This window comes from Ruegeria sp. HKCCSP346, assembly GCF_017872595.1.
Lineage (GTDB): Bacteria > Pseudomonadota > Alphaproteobacteria > Rhodobacterales > Rhodobacteraceae > Ruegeria.
On record NZ_JAEDOT010000001.1, the window covers coordinates 1,180,620 to 1,198,364 of the forward strand.

Consider the following 17,745-nt stretch of genomic DNA (forward strand, 5'->3'; position numbering starts at 1 on the left):
TACTATATCTCGCCAGCCGCAACATCGAAACCGCGATATATGCCGCAACCCACGCAAATTTCAATTCGCCAGACCCGGCGGTCTCGACACATTAGGTCGGCGCGCTAAGCTCAATGCAAACTGAGTCGAAAAGGATGGCCAAAATGGCGCTGACATATCTTCACACCATGGTCCGCGTGAAGGATCTGGAAAAATCCATGGCGTTTTACAAGCTTCTGGGACTGAAGGAAACACGCCGCTATGACAGCGACGCCGGGCGGTTTTCACTGATTTTCATGGCCCCTCCGGGGCAGGAGGATGCGCCGATCGAGCTGACCTACAACTGGGACGGTGATGACGGCCTTCCCAGCGACAGCCGCCATTTCGGTCACCTCGCATACGGCGTCGACAACATCTACGAGGTTTGCCAGCACCTTCAGGACAATGGCGTCACGATCAATCGCCCTCCGCGTGACGGTCGCATGGCATTTGTACGCTCACCCGACAATATCTCGATCGAGCTTTTGCAAAACGGCGATGCTCTGGAGCCGAAGGAACCCTGGGCCAGCATGGAAAGCGTTGGCCACTGGTGATCCGGTGGGTCATAACGCTTGGGCTGGCCGCGCTGGCCAGCCCGATCAAGGCCGAAACGTGTCGTTTGGCCCTTGCATTGGCCATGGACATTTCAGTGTCGGTCGATGAGGCCGAGGACGTGCTGCAACGGCAGGGTTTGGCGGCTGCGCTGATCGCACCCGAAGTGCAGGAGGCCTTTTTTTCCTCTCCCATGCCGGTTGCTTTGGCTGTTTACGAATGGAGCGGTCGTTCCACCCAGCACGTCATTTTGAATTGGATGCTGATAGAAGATGTTGCCGACCTGCTTTTCGCCTCCGGTCAGATAAGTGCCTCTGTGAGATCAGATACCGGATCAGCGACCGCCATGGGCTATGCCCTGGCTTACGGGTCAACCTTGATGAACCAGGCACCCGACTGCTTGTTTCAAACGATTGACCTGTCCGGAGATGGTTCCAACAATGATGGCTACGGACCACGGATAGCCTATCGGCACTTCGCTTTTCAGAATGTGGTGGTCAATGGCCTCGTAATCAACGCGGCGGATTTTGAAGGCGAACTTTTTCTGATCCCGTTTTTTGAAAACAACGTCCTGCATGGTCCCGGTGCCTTTTTGGAGGTCGCTCAGGGGTTCGAAGATTTCGAACGGGCCATGCGGAAAAAGCTGAAACGGGAATTGAGCGGTTTGCAGATTGGTGCGCTTGATGAAGACCCGCAATAAATCCGCGCCTGAGTGCTGCTTTTGCGGGCCTGCTTTCTGGACCCGCATTTGAACAAGGCCGCCAGGCCTGTGCATCAGTGCAGGACGGATTTGGTTCTGCGCGACGCACAGCTGCGGTCAGTAGATGTATCGGATCTGGTCGGTCCAATATCGCTCCACCCGGCGCAGCGACGTGGTGATGTCTTCGATACCTTCCAACTCCAACACGCCTCTGCTTTGCAATCCTTCGGCGTGACGCGCAAACAGGTCGGACACGATATTGCGGATTTCCCCGCCTCGTGGAGTCAGACGCACGCGGACAGAGCGGCGGTCAATCTCGCATCTCTGGTGGTGCATATACCCCATCTCAACCAGCTTCTTGAGGTTGTAGCTGACATTGCTGCCCTGATAGTAGCCGCGGCTTTTCAGCTCACCCGCCGTCACTTCGTGATCGCCGATATTGAACAGCAGCAACGCCTGTACCGCGTTGATTTCCAGCACGCCGACGCGCTCGAATTCATCCTTGATGACGTCCAGCAGCAACCGGTGCAGCCGCTCCACCAGGGCCAGCGCCTCAAGATAGCTGGTCATGAACCCCTTGGCTCCCAGCCCGGAGACCTGCATTTCGATACTCATCCGACCCTCCGATTCAGTCGTGCTGTTTGAGACACGATGACCTGAAAGTCCGAAAAATCGGTTAAGCCGGTATTGTCTTATTTCTGAAAGGTCTGCGCGATGTTTGAAATCAAACTGGCAAACTGCGCCGGCGGCTGCACCTGACCTGTGACCCATTGATACAGGTCCTGATCGTTTTCGTGCAGCAGCGCGTCAAAGACATCCAGCCCGGCGGCATCCATATCGGCCAGGTTGCGATCGGCATAAGCGGAAAGGATGATGTCCATCTCTTTGATCCCGCGCCGCATGGATCGCATTTTCATTCGCTTGATGCGTACGTCCCGGGGTTCACTCAATTCTTCTGCTCCAGCATCAGACGCATTTTCTTTTCCAGTCGCGCCGCACGTTCAGCGCAAACCCGCATCTCTCCTCGGATGGCGCGCAATTCGGCCACCGCGGTCGACAGTTCCATTCCACCTTCGCCCTCTTCCACCGGGGCATCCATGCCTTCGCCCTCACCGGTCAGCAGCCACATGATCGAGACATTGACCAGCCCCGCCATCATCGACAACCGGTTCGCACGCGGCTCGGACAGATCGTTTTCCCAATCGACAATCGTCGTCTTCTTGACGCCAAGGCGGCGCGCCAGCTCTGCCTGGGTCATTCCGGCCGCTTCGCGCGCGCCTGCCAAACGGTCCCCGAATGTCGCAGACTCAGGTCCATACCAGTCATTTTCATCATTCATCGGGGTCTCCAATTCACTTTGTCCATACGGCTTGATCGTCATTCCGGCGCACCCTATGACAGTCGGGTTGAACATACAAACCGAGGCCATCCATGAGTTTCCTGTCTGCGACACTGTCACGCGTCAAACCATCGCCCACGATCGCCATGACAGCCAAGGCCGCCGAGTTGAAAGTTGCCGGGCGCGACGTGATCGGCCTGAGCGCGGGTGAGCCGGATTTCGACACCCCGCAAAACATCAAGGACGCCGCTGTTGCAGCGATTGCAGCCGGAAAAACCAAGTACACCGCACCGGACGGCATTCCGGAACTGAAGCAGGCGGTTTGCGCCAAGATGAAGCGCGATCATGGGCTTGACTACACGCCCGCGCAGATCTCGGTTGGAACGGGCGGCAAGCAGACGTTGTACAACGCCTTGATGGCAACAATGAATGACGGTGACGAGGTGATCATCCCCGCGCCATATTGGGTAAGTTACCCCGACATGGTTTTGCTGGCAGGCGGGACGCCGGTTGTTGTTGAAACGACGCTGGCCAACAACTTCAAGCTGACGGCAGAACAACTGGAAGCCGCCATCACCCCAAGGACAAAGTGGTTCATCTTCAACTCGCCCTCGAACCCGACAGGCGCAGGGTACAGCCGGGATGAGCTCAAGGCCCTCACCGATGTTCTGATGCGCCATCCGCATGTCTGGATCATGTCGGACGACATGTATGAACACCTGGCTTATGATGGGTTTGAATTCTGCACGCCTGCCGAGGTGGAGCCCGGCCTGTATGACAGGACGCTCACCTGCAACGGTGTTTCGAAAGCCTACGCCATGACCGGCTGGCGCATCGGTTATGCGGCCGGTCCGGTCGAACTCATCTCGGCGATGCGCAAGATCCAGTCGCAATCCACCTCGAACCCCTGCTCGATAAGCCAGTGGGCGGCAGTGGAAGCGCTGAACGGAACACAGGATTTTCTGGCCCCGAACAATGAAACGTTCAAACGCCGCCGTGATCTGGTGGTGCGGATGTTGGACGAGATTGACGGCATAACCTGCCCGACACCCGAGGGCGCGTTTTATGTCTACCCCTCGATCGCCGGGCTGATTGGCAAAACAACACCCGCGGGAACCGTCATCGAAAACGATGAAGCCTTTGCCACGGCCCTACTGGAAGAGGCGGATGTCGCCGTCGTGTTTGGCGCGGCCTTCGGCCTGTCACCCAACTTCCGGGTCAGCTACGCGACGTCCGACGCAGCCCTGACCGAAGCCTGCGCTCGTATACAGCGCTTTTGTGCATCGCTGAGGTAAACATGTCTGCCGACCTGCCCGAATACTATTTTCGCATCCGTGAAAACGGGGCCGCGGTGTTTCGGATCGATACGGAAAACCGCCAGCGCCGGATCGAGATGGACCAGATCGCCGTTATCAACATCCGCAACGGTGAGGTCAAGCCACACGGGCAACGGGTTTTGTCCGAACGGGATCAGGCAGAGATCGCCCAATGGATGGACGAGCGCCGGGCCATATTGGCCCAGCGCGACATTGACGACATTCACCGCGCTGTCGACTATTTGAACCTGACAACGCAATGGGCGCAGTCCAAGGCAAGCGACGAACAGCTTGAGGATGTAACCGACAGATTGCTGATGGCGATGCACGATCTGCGCACGGTTCTGGTTCGGAAAAAGGCCGACCGGTTGAGCAAAGACTAGGCCGGTTCCGCCGGCGCCTGCATCTGCCGCACCGAATGCATCCAGAACCGGGCCATCAGCAGCACCGCCGCGAAAGCCAGGCCAAGCACCAGCCCCAGCCAGACACCGATGCCGTCCATCTGACGGACGAAGCCGAAATAGTAGGACGCCGGAATTCCCACCACCCAATAGCTGAGCGCCGCCATAACCATCGGTATCTTGGCATCCTGCAAACCACGCAGCAGTCCCAGCGCAATCACCTGCGCACCGTCGACCAGTTGGAACAGGGCAGCCATGGCCAGCAATCCTGTCCCGATAGCCAGAATTTGCCCGCGCTGCGGATCATCGGCCTCCATGAACAGGGAAATCAGCGGCTCGGCATATGTCAGGAACAGGATGACGGTCACGACGGACATGACCAGCGACATGCCTGTCACGGCAATCGCACCTTTCTCCAGATGCGCCTTGTCACGGCGGCCCAACGCGTTGCCGGCCCGGATGGTGGCCGCATTTGACAGCCCCAGATGCACCATGAATGTGGCCGACGCCAAATTCAGGGCGATCCCGTGCGCGGCTAGCGGGACCTGACCCAGCCAGCCCATCATCACGGCGGATGTTGCAAACAGCGACACCTCGGCCAGGGTTGTCAGGCCAATGGGCACGCCCAGTTTCCACACGCTGATGAACATTTCCCAATCTGGACGCCAGAAGCGCTGGAACAGGCTGTGTTCCGGCAAGGTCCGGACGACATAGACGACAACCGCGACCAGTGAAACGACCTGTGTCGCGATCGAAGCGATCGCAGCGCCCATCACACCCAGTTCCGGCGCGCCCCAGTTGCCAAAGATCAGCGCATAGTTGGTAAACCCGTTCACAACCGCCGCCGTAACCGTGATCCACAGCACGATCTGGGTTCGCTCCAGGGCCGCAAGGTAGGATTTCAACACCATAACGATGAGAGCCGGAAACAATCCCCAACCGGCAATGCGCAAATATTCCGACGCGGTTTCGGCGATATGCGGCTCTTGTTTCATGGCGATCAGGATCGGATAGGACCACCACAACAACGGCATGACCACCGCAGCGTATAGCAGTGACAACCACAGCCCCATGCGGGTCGAGCGGCGAATGCTGGTTTCGTCCCCTTCTGCCGCTGCGGTGGCAACCATCGGCATGACGGCCCAGCCAAACCCCGCACCAAACAAAAACAGAACGAAATAATAGCTGCTGGCCAGGGTAACCGCTGCCAGCGCCTCGACCCCGTACCAGCCCAGCATGACGGTGTCGGTCAGGCCGATGGCAAACTGCGCCAGATGGCCACCGATCAACGGCAGGCCAAGCACGGCAATTGCCCGAAAGTGGGCCGGATATGTCATCACTTTTGTCATCGCACCAGCCATATGCGCGGGCTTGGCGCGAGACAAGAGATGATCGCTAAAATGTCAACATGATACCTCGGTTCCCGCTTGCACGGTCCAGGCGGGCACCGGCGTGATTAACGAGCGTCCGGATGCAGTGTCGTACCCAGAATATGCTCGGAGCGGTGAATCACGTGATGCGCCTGCCCCACGATCAACGGATCGGGTTCACCCACAATGTCGTGATCCTTGCCCGGATAGTCCAGCGTCGACAGGAAATGGCGCATACAATTCAGCCGCGCGCGTTTTTTGTCATTCGACTTGATGATCGTCCACGGCGCGTCCGCGGTATCGGTGTAAAAGAACATGGCCTCTTTAGCTTCGGTGTAATCGTCCCACTTGGTGAGGCTGGCCTTGTCAATCGGTGACAATTTCCACTGTTTCAGAGGATCCGTCTCGCGACTTTTGAAACGACGCTGCTGTTCTTCCTGCGTGACCGAGAACCAGTATTTGTAAAGCTGGATGCCCGAACGTACCAGCATCCGCTCCAACTCTGGCGTCTGCCGCATGAACTCCAGATATTCATTGGGAGAGCAGAAGCCCATCACCCGCTCGACACCCGCGCGGTTGTACCAGGACCGGTCGTAGAACACCATTTCGCCAACTGTTGGCAGTTCCTGAATATAGCGCTGGTAATACCATTGCCCCTTTTCCTCCCAAGTGGGTTTATTCAAGGCCACGACCCTGGCCTGACGCGGATTGAGGTGCTCCATGAAGCGCTTTATCGTACCGCCCTTGCCGGCAGCATCGCGCCCTTCGAACAGCAGAACGAAACGCTGCCCGGTTTCCTGCGCCCACAACTGAACCTTCAGCAACTCTGCCTGAAGCTTGGCCTTCTGTTCTTCGTACACCGACCGCGCCATCTTGCGGCCATAGGGGTACTTGCCGCTTTCAAACGCCTGCCGGATCTTTTCAGGGCTGGGCTCTGCGACGTCTGCAACCGGCGTCGGCCCGGTCTTGACCTGAGTTGAATTTGTTTCGACCCGAGCAATGGCTTCCATGAAATCTTTCCTTTTCTGTTGTGCCGGAAAGGAGCTAGCAGAGAGGCCATGGATGCGCTTTGATTGGGGTCAAATTGATGCCTCAAAAACCCACAAATTCCGCACTGGATACAAGGGTCCGATACAAACGTCGTTTTTCAAGCTATGCCCGAGCGGCCCTTGCCTGAAACCTCAATAGGATCGTCTAATCGACCTCGGCCAACATGGCCAAAGCTGGCGCCCGTTTGGCGCACCGGATCGCTGATCCCCTTGTTTCAGGTTTCATCTATGCCCCCAATCGTCAGGGTTGTCAGAGTTGTTGGGCGACAGACCCAATTCGTCGCCTTCCGTCGAGCATCCCAGCCCCAGAACCGTGCGGTTCGCATAAGAGAAGTAGGAACAGACCTGATTGATCTCGAGGATTTCTCCATCATCCCACCCTGCCGTGCGCAGCGCGATCACATCCGCTTCGACCAGATCGCCCGGATCCTCGGTCAGTTTGCGCGCATAGGTCATGGCCGCCACCTGCGCTGCATCCAATGGCGCGGCCGCCGGATCGCGGGCTTCGATCGCCGCCCGGATCGCGTTTCCCCGTTCTTCGTTGGCCAGCAACCGCTGCAACCCTGCGAAATGGTGTTCGACGCAATATCCGCATCGGTTCAGAGAGCTGACCCACACGCCCAGCACCTCAAGAAACCATTTCGGTGTCTTGTTGCCCGAGTGATGCAGCACCGCCTTGTAGATCGCCATGTGCCCTTCCATCGAATGCGGGCGCAACGAATGCGCCATCATGATATTGTCCACATTGTTGCCCGGGCCCGTGACGCGGTCATAGAGTTTCTTCAGCCTGCCTGTGGCTTGCTCGAAGGGGATGGTTCTGATCCAGCTCATTTGGCTTCCTGTTGACGTGATTGCCTGTCGTTCAGAGACTAAAAGCGCTTTGAGCCCGAGGCGAGACGAATTCGACACCCCGTCAGAAAGAACCCGAACCAGAGCAGACCGCAATTTGAACATCGGCCCGGTTTTCCGAAACACCTGCACGGCCTGTCCAGTCAAAGCCCTGCGAGCATTCGTCCTCAACCACCAGCTGTTCGGCAACCCGGTCAGATTGGGCTAGACGCCCTCTATCTCCATGGTGCGGAACTCATTCTTCAGCCAATTGTGCCGGGCACACATCGGTCTTGTGAAATGCTGACGTATCAATTTGCTCATGGCCTTCTGGATCAGCTCCGACGTCGTTGCCGGGTATACTTCGGTTGTAAACAGCGACACTGTGCGAACGAAGTTGCTGCCGGGAAAGGGCATGGCCTTTACGCTGTTGTGAAACCTCTGCGTTCGGTGAAAGCACGCCGCGGTAGTGATTGCCCAGCCACTGCCCTGCGCGACCAGGCCGATGATGGATTGGTTGCACTCCAGTTCAAACCGGTTGGGCAGGCTGAACTTGCTTCGGGCCAGTTGAGTTTCAATCTGCTTGCCGATCACATAGTCACGCGAATACCTCAACAATGGCAAATCGGCATCCGGGTTGAACAGCTCGTCCGGGGATCCTTCGAACTTGTTGGGAACCACGACGATGAAGGGGTCTCTCATCAACGGGTATTCGATCAGCCCCTCGGTACGACCCAGCGGTCGTGTGGCGACGCCCACGTCAAGCTTGTGTTCCTGAAGTTTGGCAAGAATTTCGTGGCTTGGGCGCGTGAAATGGCGGAAATTGCACCGCGGCAGAGCCTGCGCCAGAAAACGAACAAGGTCGGGCGCGATCTGGTTGTCGAAGTCATCGATCAAAGCCAGCCGCAGATCCGTCGCATGCTGCCAGTTTCCCGTTCGTATCTCAGCCTCACCGCGCTTCAGCACAGTCAGACCCTCACGCACATAGCGGGCAAACACCTCGCCCGCCGGCGTCAGGCCCATCGGGCGACGCCCATGGTCGACCAATTCAATCCCCAACGCGCGTTCAAGGCTGCGCAGGTGGTTCGAAACCGTGCTGATCGACAAGTCTGTTTCTGATGCGACTTGCTGAATCGATCCGGATTTGGCGATCAACTGAAACACTTCCAGCCATCGAAGACTCAGAGATTTGGACACGGCAACCGACCATTGTTTCGATTTGTTCGAAACTAGCGAAGCAAAGTTTTGCCCATGCGGCAATGAAGAAGTTGATCGAAACGGTCGATTCTAGGCTTTCATCCGCATAAAATCCGGGTCGTACGGGCTTGGGCTGATAACCGTCGCACCAATCCGTTTCCCGCAGCTGTCCAGCTCCATTTCGCGGCCAAGCTGCGCCAGGGACGGATGAATGAAAGCGTGCGCCAGATTCAGCCCCGTGCGATACCCCCATTCGCCCGACGTGATGGTGCCAACGACAGTGTCATCCTGCATCAGTGATGCGCCGGGATGCGCCGGGCCAAGGGTTGAATCGATGCGCAAGGGGACCAGCTTGCGTCGTTGTCCTTCGGACTTCCGTCTCAACAGGGCATCACGCCCCACGAAGACGACCTTGTCCAGTCGGACAAACCGATCCAGCCCGGTTTCAAAAGGATCAAATTCGGTGATCAGATCGGCTTTCCAGTGCAAAAAGCTCTTCTCCATGCGCATGGATTCAACGGCCCTGGCACCGAACAGTTTCAACCCGTACGTTTCGCCGACCTCGCGCAAGGCAAGATAGGCCGCATAGAGCGAGGCATTTGGAACATGGATTTCATAGGCCAGCTCGCCCGAGTAACTCAGGTTCATGACCGTCGCCGGAGCAATACCGACAAAGCACTCGCGCACGCTGAGCCACGGGAACGCATCTGCCGACCAATCTCCTCTGGCGCAGGCTGACAAGACAGAACGCGACTTCGGGCCAGCCAGAACCAGATTTGTTTGATCATTTGTCAGGCTGCGCAACTGAACGTCCTCATCGCTGCGCAGATGCAGGCGCAACCAATCCATGTCGTGAAACTCGCTTGCCGCGGCGGAACCATACCAAACGCGGGCCGCCCCCCTGTGGCTGGCGGGCAGATTGGCAATCGTCGCCTCTGCCTTGATCATACCCTGGTCGTTCAACAGGTATCCCAACCCGACACGCCCCTCACGCCGAGGAACAAGCCCGCAAAACAACCGATCCAGGAATGCGTGCCTGTCCGGTCCCGTGATCTCGATACGGTTGAACCCGTTTACCTCTGCAAGCCCGACGCCGGTTCGAATGCTTTCGACTTCGGCGGCCACCAAATCGAAGGTTTCGTCAAAATCGAAACTGAGCGTTGGCGAGAAATCGGGATCGGGTTTGAAATAGTCCACCCTTTCCCATCCGTTGACCACAGTGAACTCGGCCCCTTCGGATGCCAGAACAGGCGTCAGAGGGGTCGTTTTGGCGGGTCGGCCCGCGGGGCGATGTTCATGCGGAAAGTGGAACCTGAATTCGTTCTGATAATCTTCAATCGCCTTGAGCGCGGTGAGTTCCACATTGGCATGACCCGAAAACCTCCGCGGGTCGAGGCACCACGTGTCATAACATGCATCGCCATGCACGATCTGCTGTGCCAGCAACCACCCGTGACCGCCACCTTCACCCAGCCCGGCCCGCAGTCCAATGATGCAGTACGCGTTGCGCTTGCCCGGAATCGGACCGACCAATGGGGCACCATCAATGGTATAGGTGATCGGTCCGTTGACCACGGTGTGAATACCAACTTCCATCAAGGCGGGCATGCGCGCAAAGGCCCCTTCCAGCACATCGGTCACGCGGTCCAGATCATCCGGGCACAATGCGTTCACGAAGTTCGGATCAATCCCGTCCATACCCCAGGTTTTGCACCCCTGCTCGTAGAACCCTAGCAACAGGCCGTTCTTTTCCTGCCGGCAATAGTAATCGCTGATCGGGCAGCGCAGCAGCGGCATCCGGTGTCCGGCATCCCGGATGGCCTCGATTTCTTCGGTCAGGAAATACTGATGTTCCATGGACGACACGGGATGATGAACACCCATCATGGCGCCGACCTCGTTGACCCTGTAGCCGCAGGCGTTGACGACGACATCACAGTCGATATCCCCGTGCTCGGTATGCACGGTCCAGGTGTCATCGCTGTGCTGTGTCAGCGCGGTCACCGGCGTATTTCGATACACCTCGGCGCCCGCCTTGCGTGCCCGGCGCGCAAGGGACTGGCACAATTGCGCCGGATCGATGTCGCCGTCCAGCGGATCCCAAAGCCCACCGATGAGATTGTCGGTCGAAATCAACGGGTGTCTCCGGGCACATTCATCCGCGTCTATCACCTCGAAATGTACGTCCATCCCCCGCGCCATGGACGCAAAGTGACGATAGCCCTGCATCTGCCCTTCGGTGTTGGCCAGACGGATCCCACCGTCTGCGTGATGATAGTTGATCGGGTAATCCGGATCGTCAGCCAGCTCCTTGTACAGACGGATCGAATGCGATTTCAGGCCGACCATCGTCTGGTTCATGCCGAAATTGGTGACCTGCGCCGCCGAATGCCAAGTCGTGCCCGAGGTCAGTTCATTCCGTTCGACCAAAACCACGTCGGTCCACCCTTCCCGGGTCAGGTGGTAGAGCGTCGAACATCCGGCGATCCCGCCCCCTATCACAACGGCTCTGGTACGCGACTTCATGGCATTGCTCCTTCAACTTCGGCACCAGTCTTGCTGAATAACGGGATGCGCAGACAACAGGGCAGATACGGGTGCCGGAAAATCGAAACCGCGATTTCGGATTCTGAAAACGGCACTTCTTCTTTGATACCGGGACAACTTGGGTCCTACGGTGCAGGAAAACGCTAGGTGACGAAAACACATGCCATCCGACAGCATCAAACGAAGCGGACGCAAAGCACGGCATGCACAGCGTGCGGCCAAGCCCGTCATTGATCCTTGCCCTCCCGGTCAGAAAGGCGGGGCATTCAAGCCCTTGAGCATATCGGAAATCGAGAAGATCTATGACACGGCGCTGCGTTTGCTGGAAAAGCTGGGGATGGGAGACGTGCCGGACAGGCTGGCCTTCGACCTCAGGGCGGCGGGTGCCCAGGATCGGGAACAGAACCGGCTGGTTTTTCCCCGTTCAATGGTCAAACAGGCCATCGCCTCGGCCGCGAAGAGCTTTACCTTTCATGGCCGGGATGAAAAACGATCCATCGAGGTGGGTGGCGACCGCGTGTATTTTGGCACCGGCGGTGCTGCGGTTCAGACCCTTGATATCAACAGTGGGCTTTATCGCCCCTCCACCCTGGCCGATCTGCATGATTTCACCCGGCTACAGGACACGCTGGCCAATGTCAGTTGGTTCACCCGATGCTGCGTGGCAACCGATGTCTCGGATGTGTTCGATCTGGACGTCAACACCGTTTACGCTTTGGTACGCAACACAACCAAGCCAATGGCAACGTCTTTCACGTTGGCGGAACATGTCGGCCCGATCGTCGAGATGCTGGACATCGTCGCCGGAGGGGCCGGGGAATTCGCCAAACGCCCCTTCCTCAAAGCGCATATAAGTCCGATCATTTCGCCAATGCGATACGGCGAGGATGCAGTGGATGTGGTTTATGAATGCATCGCCCATAACATTCCGATGTCCTGCATCACGGCCGCGCAGGCGGGCGCAACCGCCCCGGCAACTCTGGCCGGATTTCTGGCGCAGTCACTGGCCGAAACGCTGGCCAGTCTCGTGATGGTCAATGCGATCAAACCCGGCTTTCCGATGATCTTTTCCAACTGGCCCTTCATCGTGGATCTCAGGACCGGCTCTTTCGCAGGGGGCAGCGGTGAGACCGCAATCCTGAATGCGGCGTCGGCGCAAATCACGAACTGGCTGGGTTTGCCGTCGGGTGTGGCCGCCTCGATGGCGGATGCCAAGGCCATCGACGCCCAGCATGGCGCAGAAAAAGGCATCACATCGCTGGCGGCAGCGCTGGCAGGAGGCAATCTGATCTATGAAAGCTCGGGCATGACGGCATCTCTGCTCGGGGTCAGCTTCGAGGCCTTCGTTCTGGACAACGAAATGCACTCGCACACGTATCGTGTCTTGCGCGGGATCGAGGTCACCGAAGCGAATCTTGGCTTTGACGCCATATGCCATTCGGTTCTGGGCGATGGGCATTTTCTGGGCAGCGAGCAAACCTATGAAGCCATGGAACGAGACTATTTCTATCCGAAACTCGCCGATCGTCAGGAGCCCCGCACCTGGCAAACCGATGGTGCGATGGATGCGTGGTCATCCGCACGGCGCGTCGCTCAAGAGGTGTTGAGCACGCATTACCCCAAATACCTCACCCCTGAACAAGACGCCGAAATCCGCCAGCGTTTTCATATCCTGTCTTGAAGAGCGGCGGGCATTTCCAGCCCGGTCCTGAACCGTTAGGGTCACTGAGGAAACTTGCAGAGGATGGGGCATCATGGCCGATTCATTTTTTCAACCGGTATCCGCCATGGAACTGGCCCGATTTGCCGGCATTCCCGCATTCATGCGCCTGCCCATGCTGGATCTGGCGCACGAACGGATCTCGGAGGTCGAACTGGGCATCGTCGGTATCCCTTGGGACGGCGGAACCACCAATCGCCCCGGCGCCCGGCATGGTCCGCGGCAATTAAGAGATTATTCCACCATGATCAGGGCGATGAACCCGGTTACGGGTGTGGCACCGTTTTCAATGGTGAACTGCGCAGATCTAGGAGACGTCGCCCCCAATCCCGTCGACATAGAAGACACGCTGGATCGGGTCACGCGTTTCTACACGGATCTTCAAACCCGCAACATCACACCATTGACCGCCGGAGGGGATCACCTGACCACCCTGCCCGTCCTTCGTGCCTTGGCCGCTTCGGGTCCGGTTGGCCTGATCCAGTTCGACAGTCACACGGACTTGTTCGACACTTATTTCGGAGGTCACAAATTCACCCACGGCACCCCGTTCCGCCGAGCGGTCGAGGAAGGGTTGGTGGACCCGAAGCGTTTTGTACAAGTCGGGATTCGCGGCACGGCCTACAACACTGAAGATATCGAATGGGGCGAGGCGCAGGGCATCCGCATCATCCGTATCGAAGAACTGTTCGACAGGGGCATGGACGACGTTATGAACGAGGTACGCGATATCGTTGGCATGCAGCCGACCTATTGCACCTATGACATCGACTTTGTCGATCCAACTTACGCCCCCGGCACAGGAACACCTGAAATCGGCGGGCCCAACAGCTTTCAGGCCCAGCAGGTCATTCGCAGGATGTCCGGCCTGAACCTTGTTGGCGCCGATCTTGTCGAAGTGTCACCGCCATTCGACCCCCAAGGCGGGACGGCGTGGCTTGGCATCTCGCTGATGTTCGAGTTGCTGTGTGTTCTGGCACAGGCGATCGACGCGCGGCGCTAGGCCCGCGCGACGTTCTCGGCGATCATCGAAATCATCTCGAACATCACCGCCGCCGCCGTCAGCGCGGTGATGTTGTTGGGGCTGTCCTTGGTGGGCATCATGCAGACCACATCGCCGCCGATGATGTTCAATCCGCGCGTCGCGCGCAGGATGCCGACCGCCTCATCTATGTCAAACCCCTTCTCACCCGGTTCCAGATTGGACACGGCCGGCGCGACGGTTGGGTCCAGACAGTCCAGATCGAAGGTGATGTAAACCGGGCGGTCACCCAAAACCTCTTTGGTCTGCGCGACCACATCGGCCAACCCGCGCTGTCGGAACTCTCGCATGGTGACGATATTGTACCCGTAGTCATAAGACGGTTGCAGCCAGTCCAGGCTGCGTGGATGGCCCCGCAGACCGATCTGCATCGACCGGGTTGGATCCACCTGCCCCTGATCGGCCAGATAGGCCCCCCAGTGGGCCGCGGATTTCTTAGCGCCAAGAAAGTGATCAACCTTGGTGAAGACATCCGTATGCGCGTCCAGATGCAGAAAGCTGACCGGCTGCCCGCCTGCAAGCTTGCCGTTACCCAAAGCCTGAACAATGCCACCGGTGATGGAATGGTCGCCACCGACGGAAACGGGGCGCGCTCCGGCCGCGTCTATGGTCTTGTAGAATTCAGTGATGCGTTCGATGCAGTCTTCGTTGTCGTTGGCCTTTGGAAAAGGCACATCACCCACATCGGCGATCCGCGCACTCTGCCAGGGATCAATTTCAAAGACCGAATGCACTCTGCGTTGTACGGCCGAGACATGCCGCAACGCGCGTGGTCCCAGGTGCTGGTCCCTTTCGGTCGTGCCGTTGCCCGTCGAATGCGGCACGCCCGCCAGTGCGATATCCTGCCCTTCGGGTCCGACATTGGGACACCGGAACAGTGTGGGCACGCCCCACCAATACAGGTTGTCCATCATCGATTGTTCATACGGGTCTGTCATGGTTTCCTCGGATCAAAGAAAAGCGCCCCCGATCAGAACCGGGGGCGTTTGCGTTCAGAGTTTTTCGTCTTCTCGTCGGAACGCGCCCTGCACGATCCGGTCCATGACCATGGCAAGGAACAGGATCGCAAAGCCCCCCAGCAGGCCCGGCCCCTTGGCCGCGTATTGCAGCGCCTCGAGGATTTCCTTGCCCAAACCGCCCCCGCCGATCAGTGAGATGATCACGACCATGGACAGGCACATCAGGATCGTCTGGTTCACACCGGTCATGATCGATGGCAGCGCCAGCGGGATTTCAACATCCTTCAACAGTTGCCATTTCGACGCGCCAAAGGCGACGGCAGCTTCTTTGATGCTTTCAGGCACCCCCCGCATTCCCAGTGCCGTAAGGCGGATCACCGGCGGCATGCCAAAGATGATGGTGGCCAGAATCCCCGGCGGGTTGCCGGTGCCGAAGAAGGCGATGATCGGGATCAGGTAGACGAAGGCGGGAAGCGTCTGCATCAGGTCCAGAACCGGTTCCGCCGCGCGATAAGCGCGCTGCGACTTTCCGAACCAGATACCCAGCGGAATGCCGAAGACGACGCACAGCAACACCGCCGCACCGACCAGAGCAACCGTTTCCATCGCCACGTCCCAATACCCCAGCAACGCGATATAGGCCAGGGAAGACGCGGTGAAGATGGCAACCCTTGGTCCCGCCGCACGCCAGGCCGTCACACAGATGACCAGCATGACCACCGGCCAGGGCGACCCGATCAGTGCAATCGTCAGCGCATCAAGCACCGATCGCACGCCCGCCACGATCCCGTCAAAGATGTCGCCGCCCGCCGCAGCGGCCGCATCAATCCTGGCCTCCATCCAGTTTGCCAGGCTCGAGAACAGCGTGCCGTTGCCTTCGCCAAGAAACATCGCAGACACTTGCTGTTCCGGGAACGCGTCCAACAATGGAAGGGATGCGTTCACGGTGAACTTGTACACAATCAAAGGTCCGATTGCTGCGACAAGGATCGCACCCATGACGATATTACGGGTCGAACGCCCGCTTTCAGTGCTGTCCGGATCGATGCGCCAGTTCGAATACTGTTTTTCGTAGACGCGGTCAGCGTAGAACCCTTGAACCAACTTGAACACCAGCAACATCAACAACCCGGTAATCAGGATTCCTGCCGCCTCGGACTGGGCAGCGGCAGCCCTTTCCAGACTTGTGGCCGCTGCTTTTTGTATGTTCTCGGCCAGTTTGGTGAAACGGTCGATATCGGCCTGTTCCGTGGCATCCGCTGCGCGCGCCAACAGTTCGGCCGCGCGTTCCTGCTGACGTGCGGCGCGCTCGGCGAAATCCGCGCCGGGATTGCCCCACGCGCCCCTGCCGATCTGGACCCACGCGATGATTTCAAGGATCAGAAAGGTCCAGAACATGCCCCAAATGGCGCGTGACGCAGACCAGAATGGCCCCAGCACCGCGGCCCACGTGTTGAACGTGTTGGGAATCGCGCTGGTCGCATCATGAATCCTGTGGAACGCGCTGACATAGTAGTCACCGTTCGGACCCGCGAACTCTTTGATGGAAAGGTCCAGGGCCTCGCGATCGACCTCGATATCAGAGGCGGCCGTTACTTTCATCTCTGTTGCTGCATCAGTCATTTTTGCCCCCCTGGATACCGCGCAACAGGCGCGGCTTGGTCACGACACCCACATCGATACCCGCATCCGTGATGACGACCGGCAGATCAGAATTCACGGCCAGGTCGATCAGCTGATCCAGATCCGCGCCCTCGTCGGCTCGGGGCGCACCGTCAAGTGGCCCTGAATAACTGTCCAAAGGCTCCATGATGGAATGCGCCTTGACCAGTTTGAGTTTTGAGATGCCCTGAACAAATTCGCGCACGTAATCGTCGGACGGGTTCATGACGATGTCTTCGGGGGTTCCGATCTGTACGATGACGCCATCCTTCATGATCGCAATCCGGTGGCCGATCCGAATGGCTTCGTCCAGATCGTGGGTGATGAACAGCGTGGTCTTTTTGAGCTGCGCCACAAGTGCTTTGAACTGGTCCTGCAACTGCAGGCGGATCAGCGGATCGAGCGCAGAAAATGGTTCATCCATCAACAGGATTTCCGGGTCCGAGGCCAGCGCCCGCGCGATCCCCACGCGTTGCTGCATCCCGCCCGAAAGCTCTTTGGGCAGGCGGTCCTCGTAACCTGTCAGATTCACCAGGCTCAGCGCGTGATCCGAGACGGCCCAGCGCTTTGACTTGGACACCTTTCGGATCTCCAATGGATAGGCCACATTATCGCGCACGGAACGATGCGGCATCAGCGCCATGTGCTGAAAGACCATCCCGATTTGCTGGGCGCGAATGCGGCGCAACTCGGATTCCGACAGTTTCGAAACATCGTGACCCAGAATCTCGATCCGACCCGCCGTGGGTTCGATCAATCGATTCACATGTCGCACCAATGTGGACTTGCCCGAGCCGGACAGCCCCATGATACAGAAAATCTCACCCCTCGGCACTTCGAACGTGGCGCCCTGAACGCCGACAACACAGTTGAACCGCTCCAGAACCTCCGGCTTGCCTATGCCTTCGTTTCTGACCGCTTCCATTGCCTCTTCGGCACGCGAGCCGAAGATCTTCCAAACGTTTTCCAATTTTACGACAGGTTCGTCCATTTATCTCCCACAGGGCGATGCCCTGCCCGACAGAAAAAGGCCGCCGCGGTTTTG

At 58.2% G+C, this 17,745-nt stretch carries 17 protein-coding genes; 6 read left to right on the plus strand and 11 right to left on the minus strand.

Translation table 11 applies throughout. The annotated features are described in order from the left end of the window. Positions 1-143 precede the first annotated feature (143 nt). A complete protein-coding gene (locus tag I9185_RS05920) occupies positions 144-572 on the plus strand; it encodes a VOC family protein (RefSeq protein ID WP_171631261.1) in 429 nt (142 codons plus the stop codon). Then, entirely contained in the window at positions 569-1,270 is a 702-nt protein-coding gene (locus tag I9185_RS05925; protein ID WP_210092558.1) for a DUF1194 domain-containing protein, read from the plus strand. The genes I9185_RS05920 and I9185_RS05925 overlap by 4 nt, the downstream gene beginning before the upstream one ends. A 117-nt stretch (positions 1,271-1,387) precedes the next feature. On the opposite strand, the gene I9185_RS05930 is transcribed toward I9185_RS05925, so the two are convergent. The 3 genes from I9185_RS05930 to I9185_RS05940 form a co-directional block, all read right to left on the minus strand. Then, positions 1,388-1,885: a winged helix DNA-binding protein gene (locus I9185_RS05930; protein WP_209832653.1), complete on the minus strand. Its 498-nt coding sequence runs from the start codon at positions 1,883-1,885 to the stop codon at positions 1,388-1,390. 77 nt (positions 1,886-1,962) lie between these two features. Beyond that, positions 1,963-2,220, minus strand: coding sequence for a succinate dehydrogenase assembly factor 2 (locus tag I9185_RS05935; protein ID WP_224853117.1), 258 nt, complete (start codon positions 2,218-2,220; stop codon positions 1,963-1,965). Further along, entirely contained in the window at positions 2,217-2,609 is a 393-nt protein-coding gene (locus tag I9185_RS05940) for a helix-turn-helix transcriptional regulator (RefSeq protein ID WP_171631257.1), read from the minus strand. Before I9185_RS05940 ends, I9185_RS05935 begins: the two co-directional genes overlap by 4 nt. Before the next feature lie 92 nt (positions 2,610-2,701). Between I9185_RS05940 and I9185_RS05945 the strand changes: the two genes are divergently transcribed. Together I9185_RS05945 and I9185_RS05950 are read left to right on the plus strand one after the other, a co-directional pair. Beyond that, the gene (locus I9185_RS05945; RefSeq protein WP_210092559.1) at positions 2,702-3,904 is read left to right on the plus strand and encodes a pyridoxal phosphate-dependent aminotransferase; all 1,203 of its coding nucleotides are present in this window, start codon (positions 2,702-2,704) and stop codon (positions 3,902-3,904) included. A gap of 2 nt (positions 3,905-3,906) precedes the next feature. After that, a complete protein-coding gene (locus I9185_RS05950; RefSeq protein ID WP_171631253.1) occupies positions 3,907-4,308 on the plus strand; it encodes a hypothetical protein in 402 nt (133 codons plus the stop codon). On the opposite strand, the gene I9185_RS05955 is transcribed toward I9185_RS05950, so the two are convergent. The 5 genes from I9185_RS05955 to I9185_RS05975 all read right to left on the minus strand — a co-directional run bounded on the left by I9185_RS05955 (position 4,305) and on the right by I9185_RS05975 (position 11,296). Beyond that, complete coding sequence (locus tag I9185_RS05955; protein WP_348539499.1) at positions 4,305-5,663, minus strand: MATE family efflux transporter; 1,359 nt, start codon at positions 5,661-5,663, stop codon at positions 4,305-4,307. The genes I9185_RS05950 and I9185_RS05955 overlap by 4 nt on opposite strands. 119 nt (positions 5,664-5,782) lie before the next feature. Then, positions 5,783-6,706: a polyphosphate kinase 2 gene (gene ppk2, locus I9185_RS05960; protein WP_210092560.1), complete on the minus strand. Its 924-nt coding sequence runs from the start codon at positions 6,704-6,706 to the stop codon at positions 5,783-5,785. A gap of 261 nt (positions 6,707-6,967) precedes the next feature. Beyond that, positions 6,968-7,576 (minus strand): peroxidase-related enzyme, encoded by a 609-nt coding sequence (locus I9185_RS05965; RefSeq protein WP_171631249.1) that lies wholly within the window; start codon positions 7,574-7,576, stop codon positions 6,968-6,970. 222 nt (positions 7,577-7,798) lie between these two features. After that, positions 7,799-8,770 (minus strand): LysR family transcriptional regulator, encoded by a 972-nt coding sequence (locus I9185_RS05970; protein WP_171631246.1) that lies wholly within the window; start codon positions 8,768-8,770, stop codon positions 7,799-7,801. Between the two features lie 90 nt (positions 8,771-8,860). After that, positions 8,861-11,296 (minus strand): FAD-dependent oxidoreductase, encoded by a 2,436-nt coding sequence (locus tag I9185_RS05975; protein WP_210092561.1) that lies wholly within the window; start codon positions 11,294-11,296, stop codon positions 8,861-8,863. Positions 11,297-11,477: 181 nt separating this feature from the next. Here I9185_RS05975 and I9185_RS05980 point away from each other — a divergent pair, with 181 nt between their 5' ends. Beyond that, entirely contained in the window at positions 11,478-12,998 is a 1,521-nt protein-coding gene (locus I9185_RS05980; protein ID WP_210092562.1) for a trimethylamine methyltransferase family protein, read from the plus strand. A 73-nt stretch (positions 12,999-13,071) separates the two neighbouring features. Further along, positions 13,072-14,040 carry an agmatinase gene (locus I9185_RS05985; protein WP_210092563.1) on the plus strand — a complete coding sequence of 323 codons (969 nt, stop codon included), beginning with the start codon at positions 13,072-13,074 and terminating at the stop codon, positions 14,038-14,040. On the opposite strand, the gene I9185_RS05990 is transcribed toward I9185_RS05985, so the two are convergent. Genes I9185_RS05990 through I9185_RS06000 form a run of 3 tightly spaced genes read right to left on the minus strand, consistent with a single transcriptional unit; the run spans position 14,037 to position 17,691 of the window. Beyond that, the gene (locus I9185_RS05990) at positions 14,037-15,017 is read right to left on the minus strand and encodes an arginase family protein (protein WP_210092564.1); all 981 of its coding nucleotides are present in this window, start codon (positions 15,015-15,017) and stop codon (positions 14,037-14,039) included. The two genes, I9185_RS05985 and I9185_RS05990, sit on opposite strands and share 4 nt — an antisense overlap. A gap of 54 nt (positions 15,018-15,071) precedes the next feature. Beyond that, entirely contained in the window at positions 15,072-16,661 is a 1,590-nt protein-coding gene (locus I9185_RS05995) for an ABC transporter permease subunit (protein WP_210092565.1), read from the minus strand. Then, positions 16,654-17,691 carry a glycine betaine/L-proline ABC transporter ATP-binding protein gene (locus tag I9185_RS06000; protein WP_210092566.1) on the minus strand — a complete coding sequence of 346 codons (1,038 nt, stop codon included), beginning with the start codon at positions 17,689-17,691 and terminating at the stop codon, positions 16,654-16,656. Before I9185_RS06000 ends, I9185_RS05995 begins: the two co-directional genes overlap by 8 nt. Between the last annotated feature and the right edge of the window lie 54 nt (positions 17,692-17,745).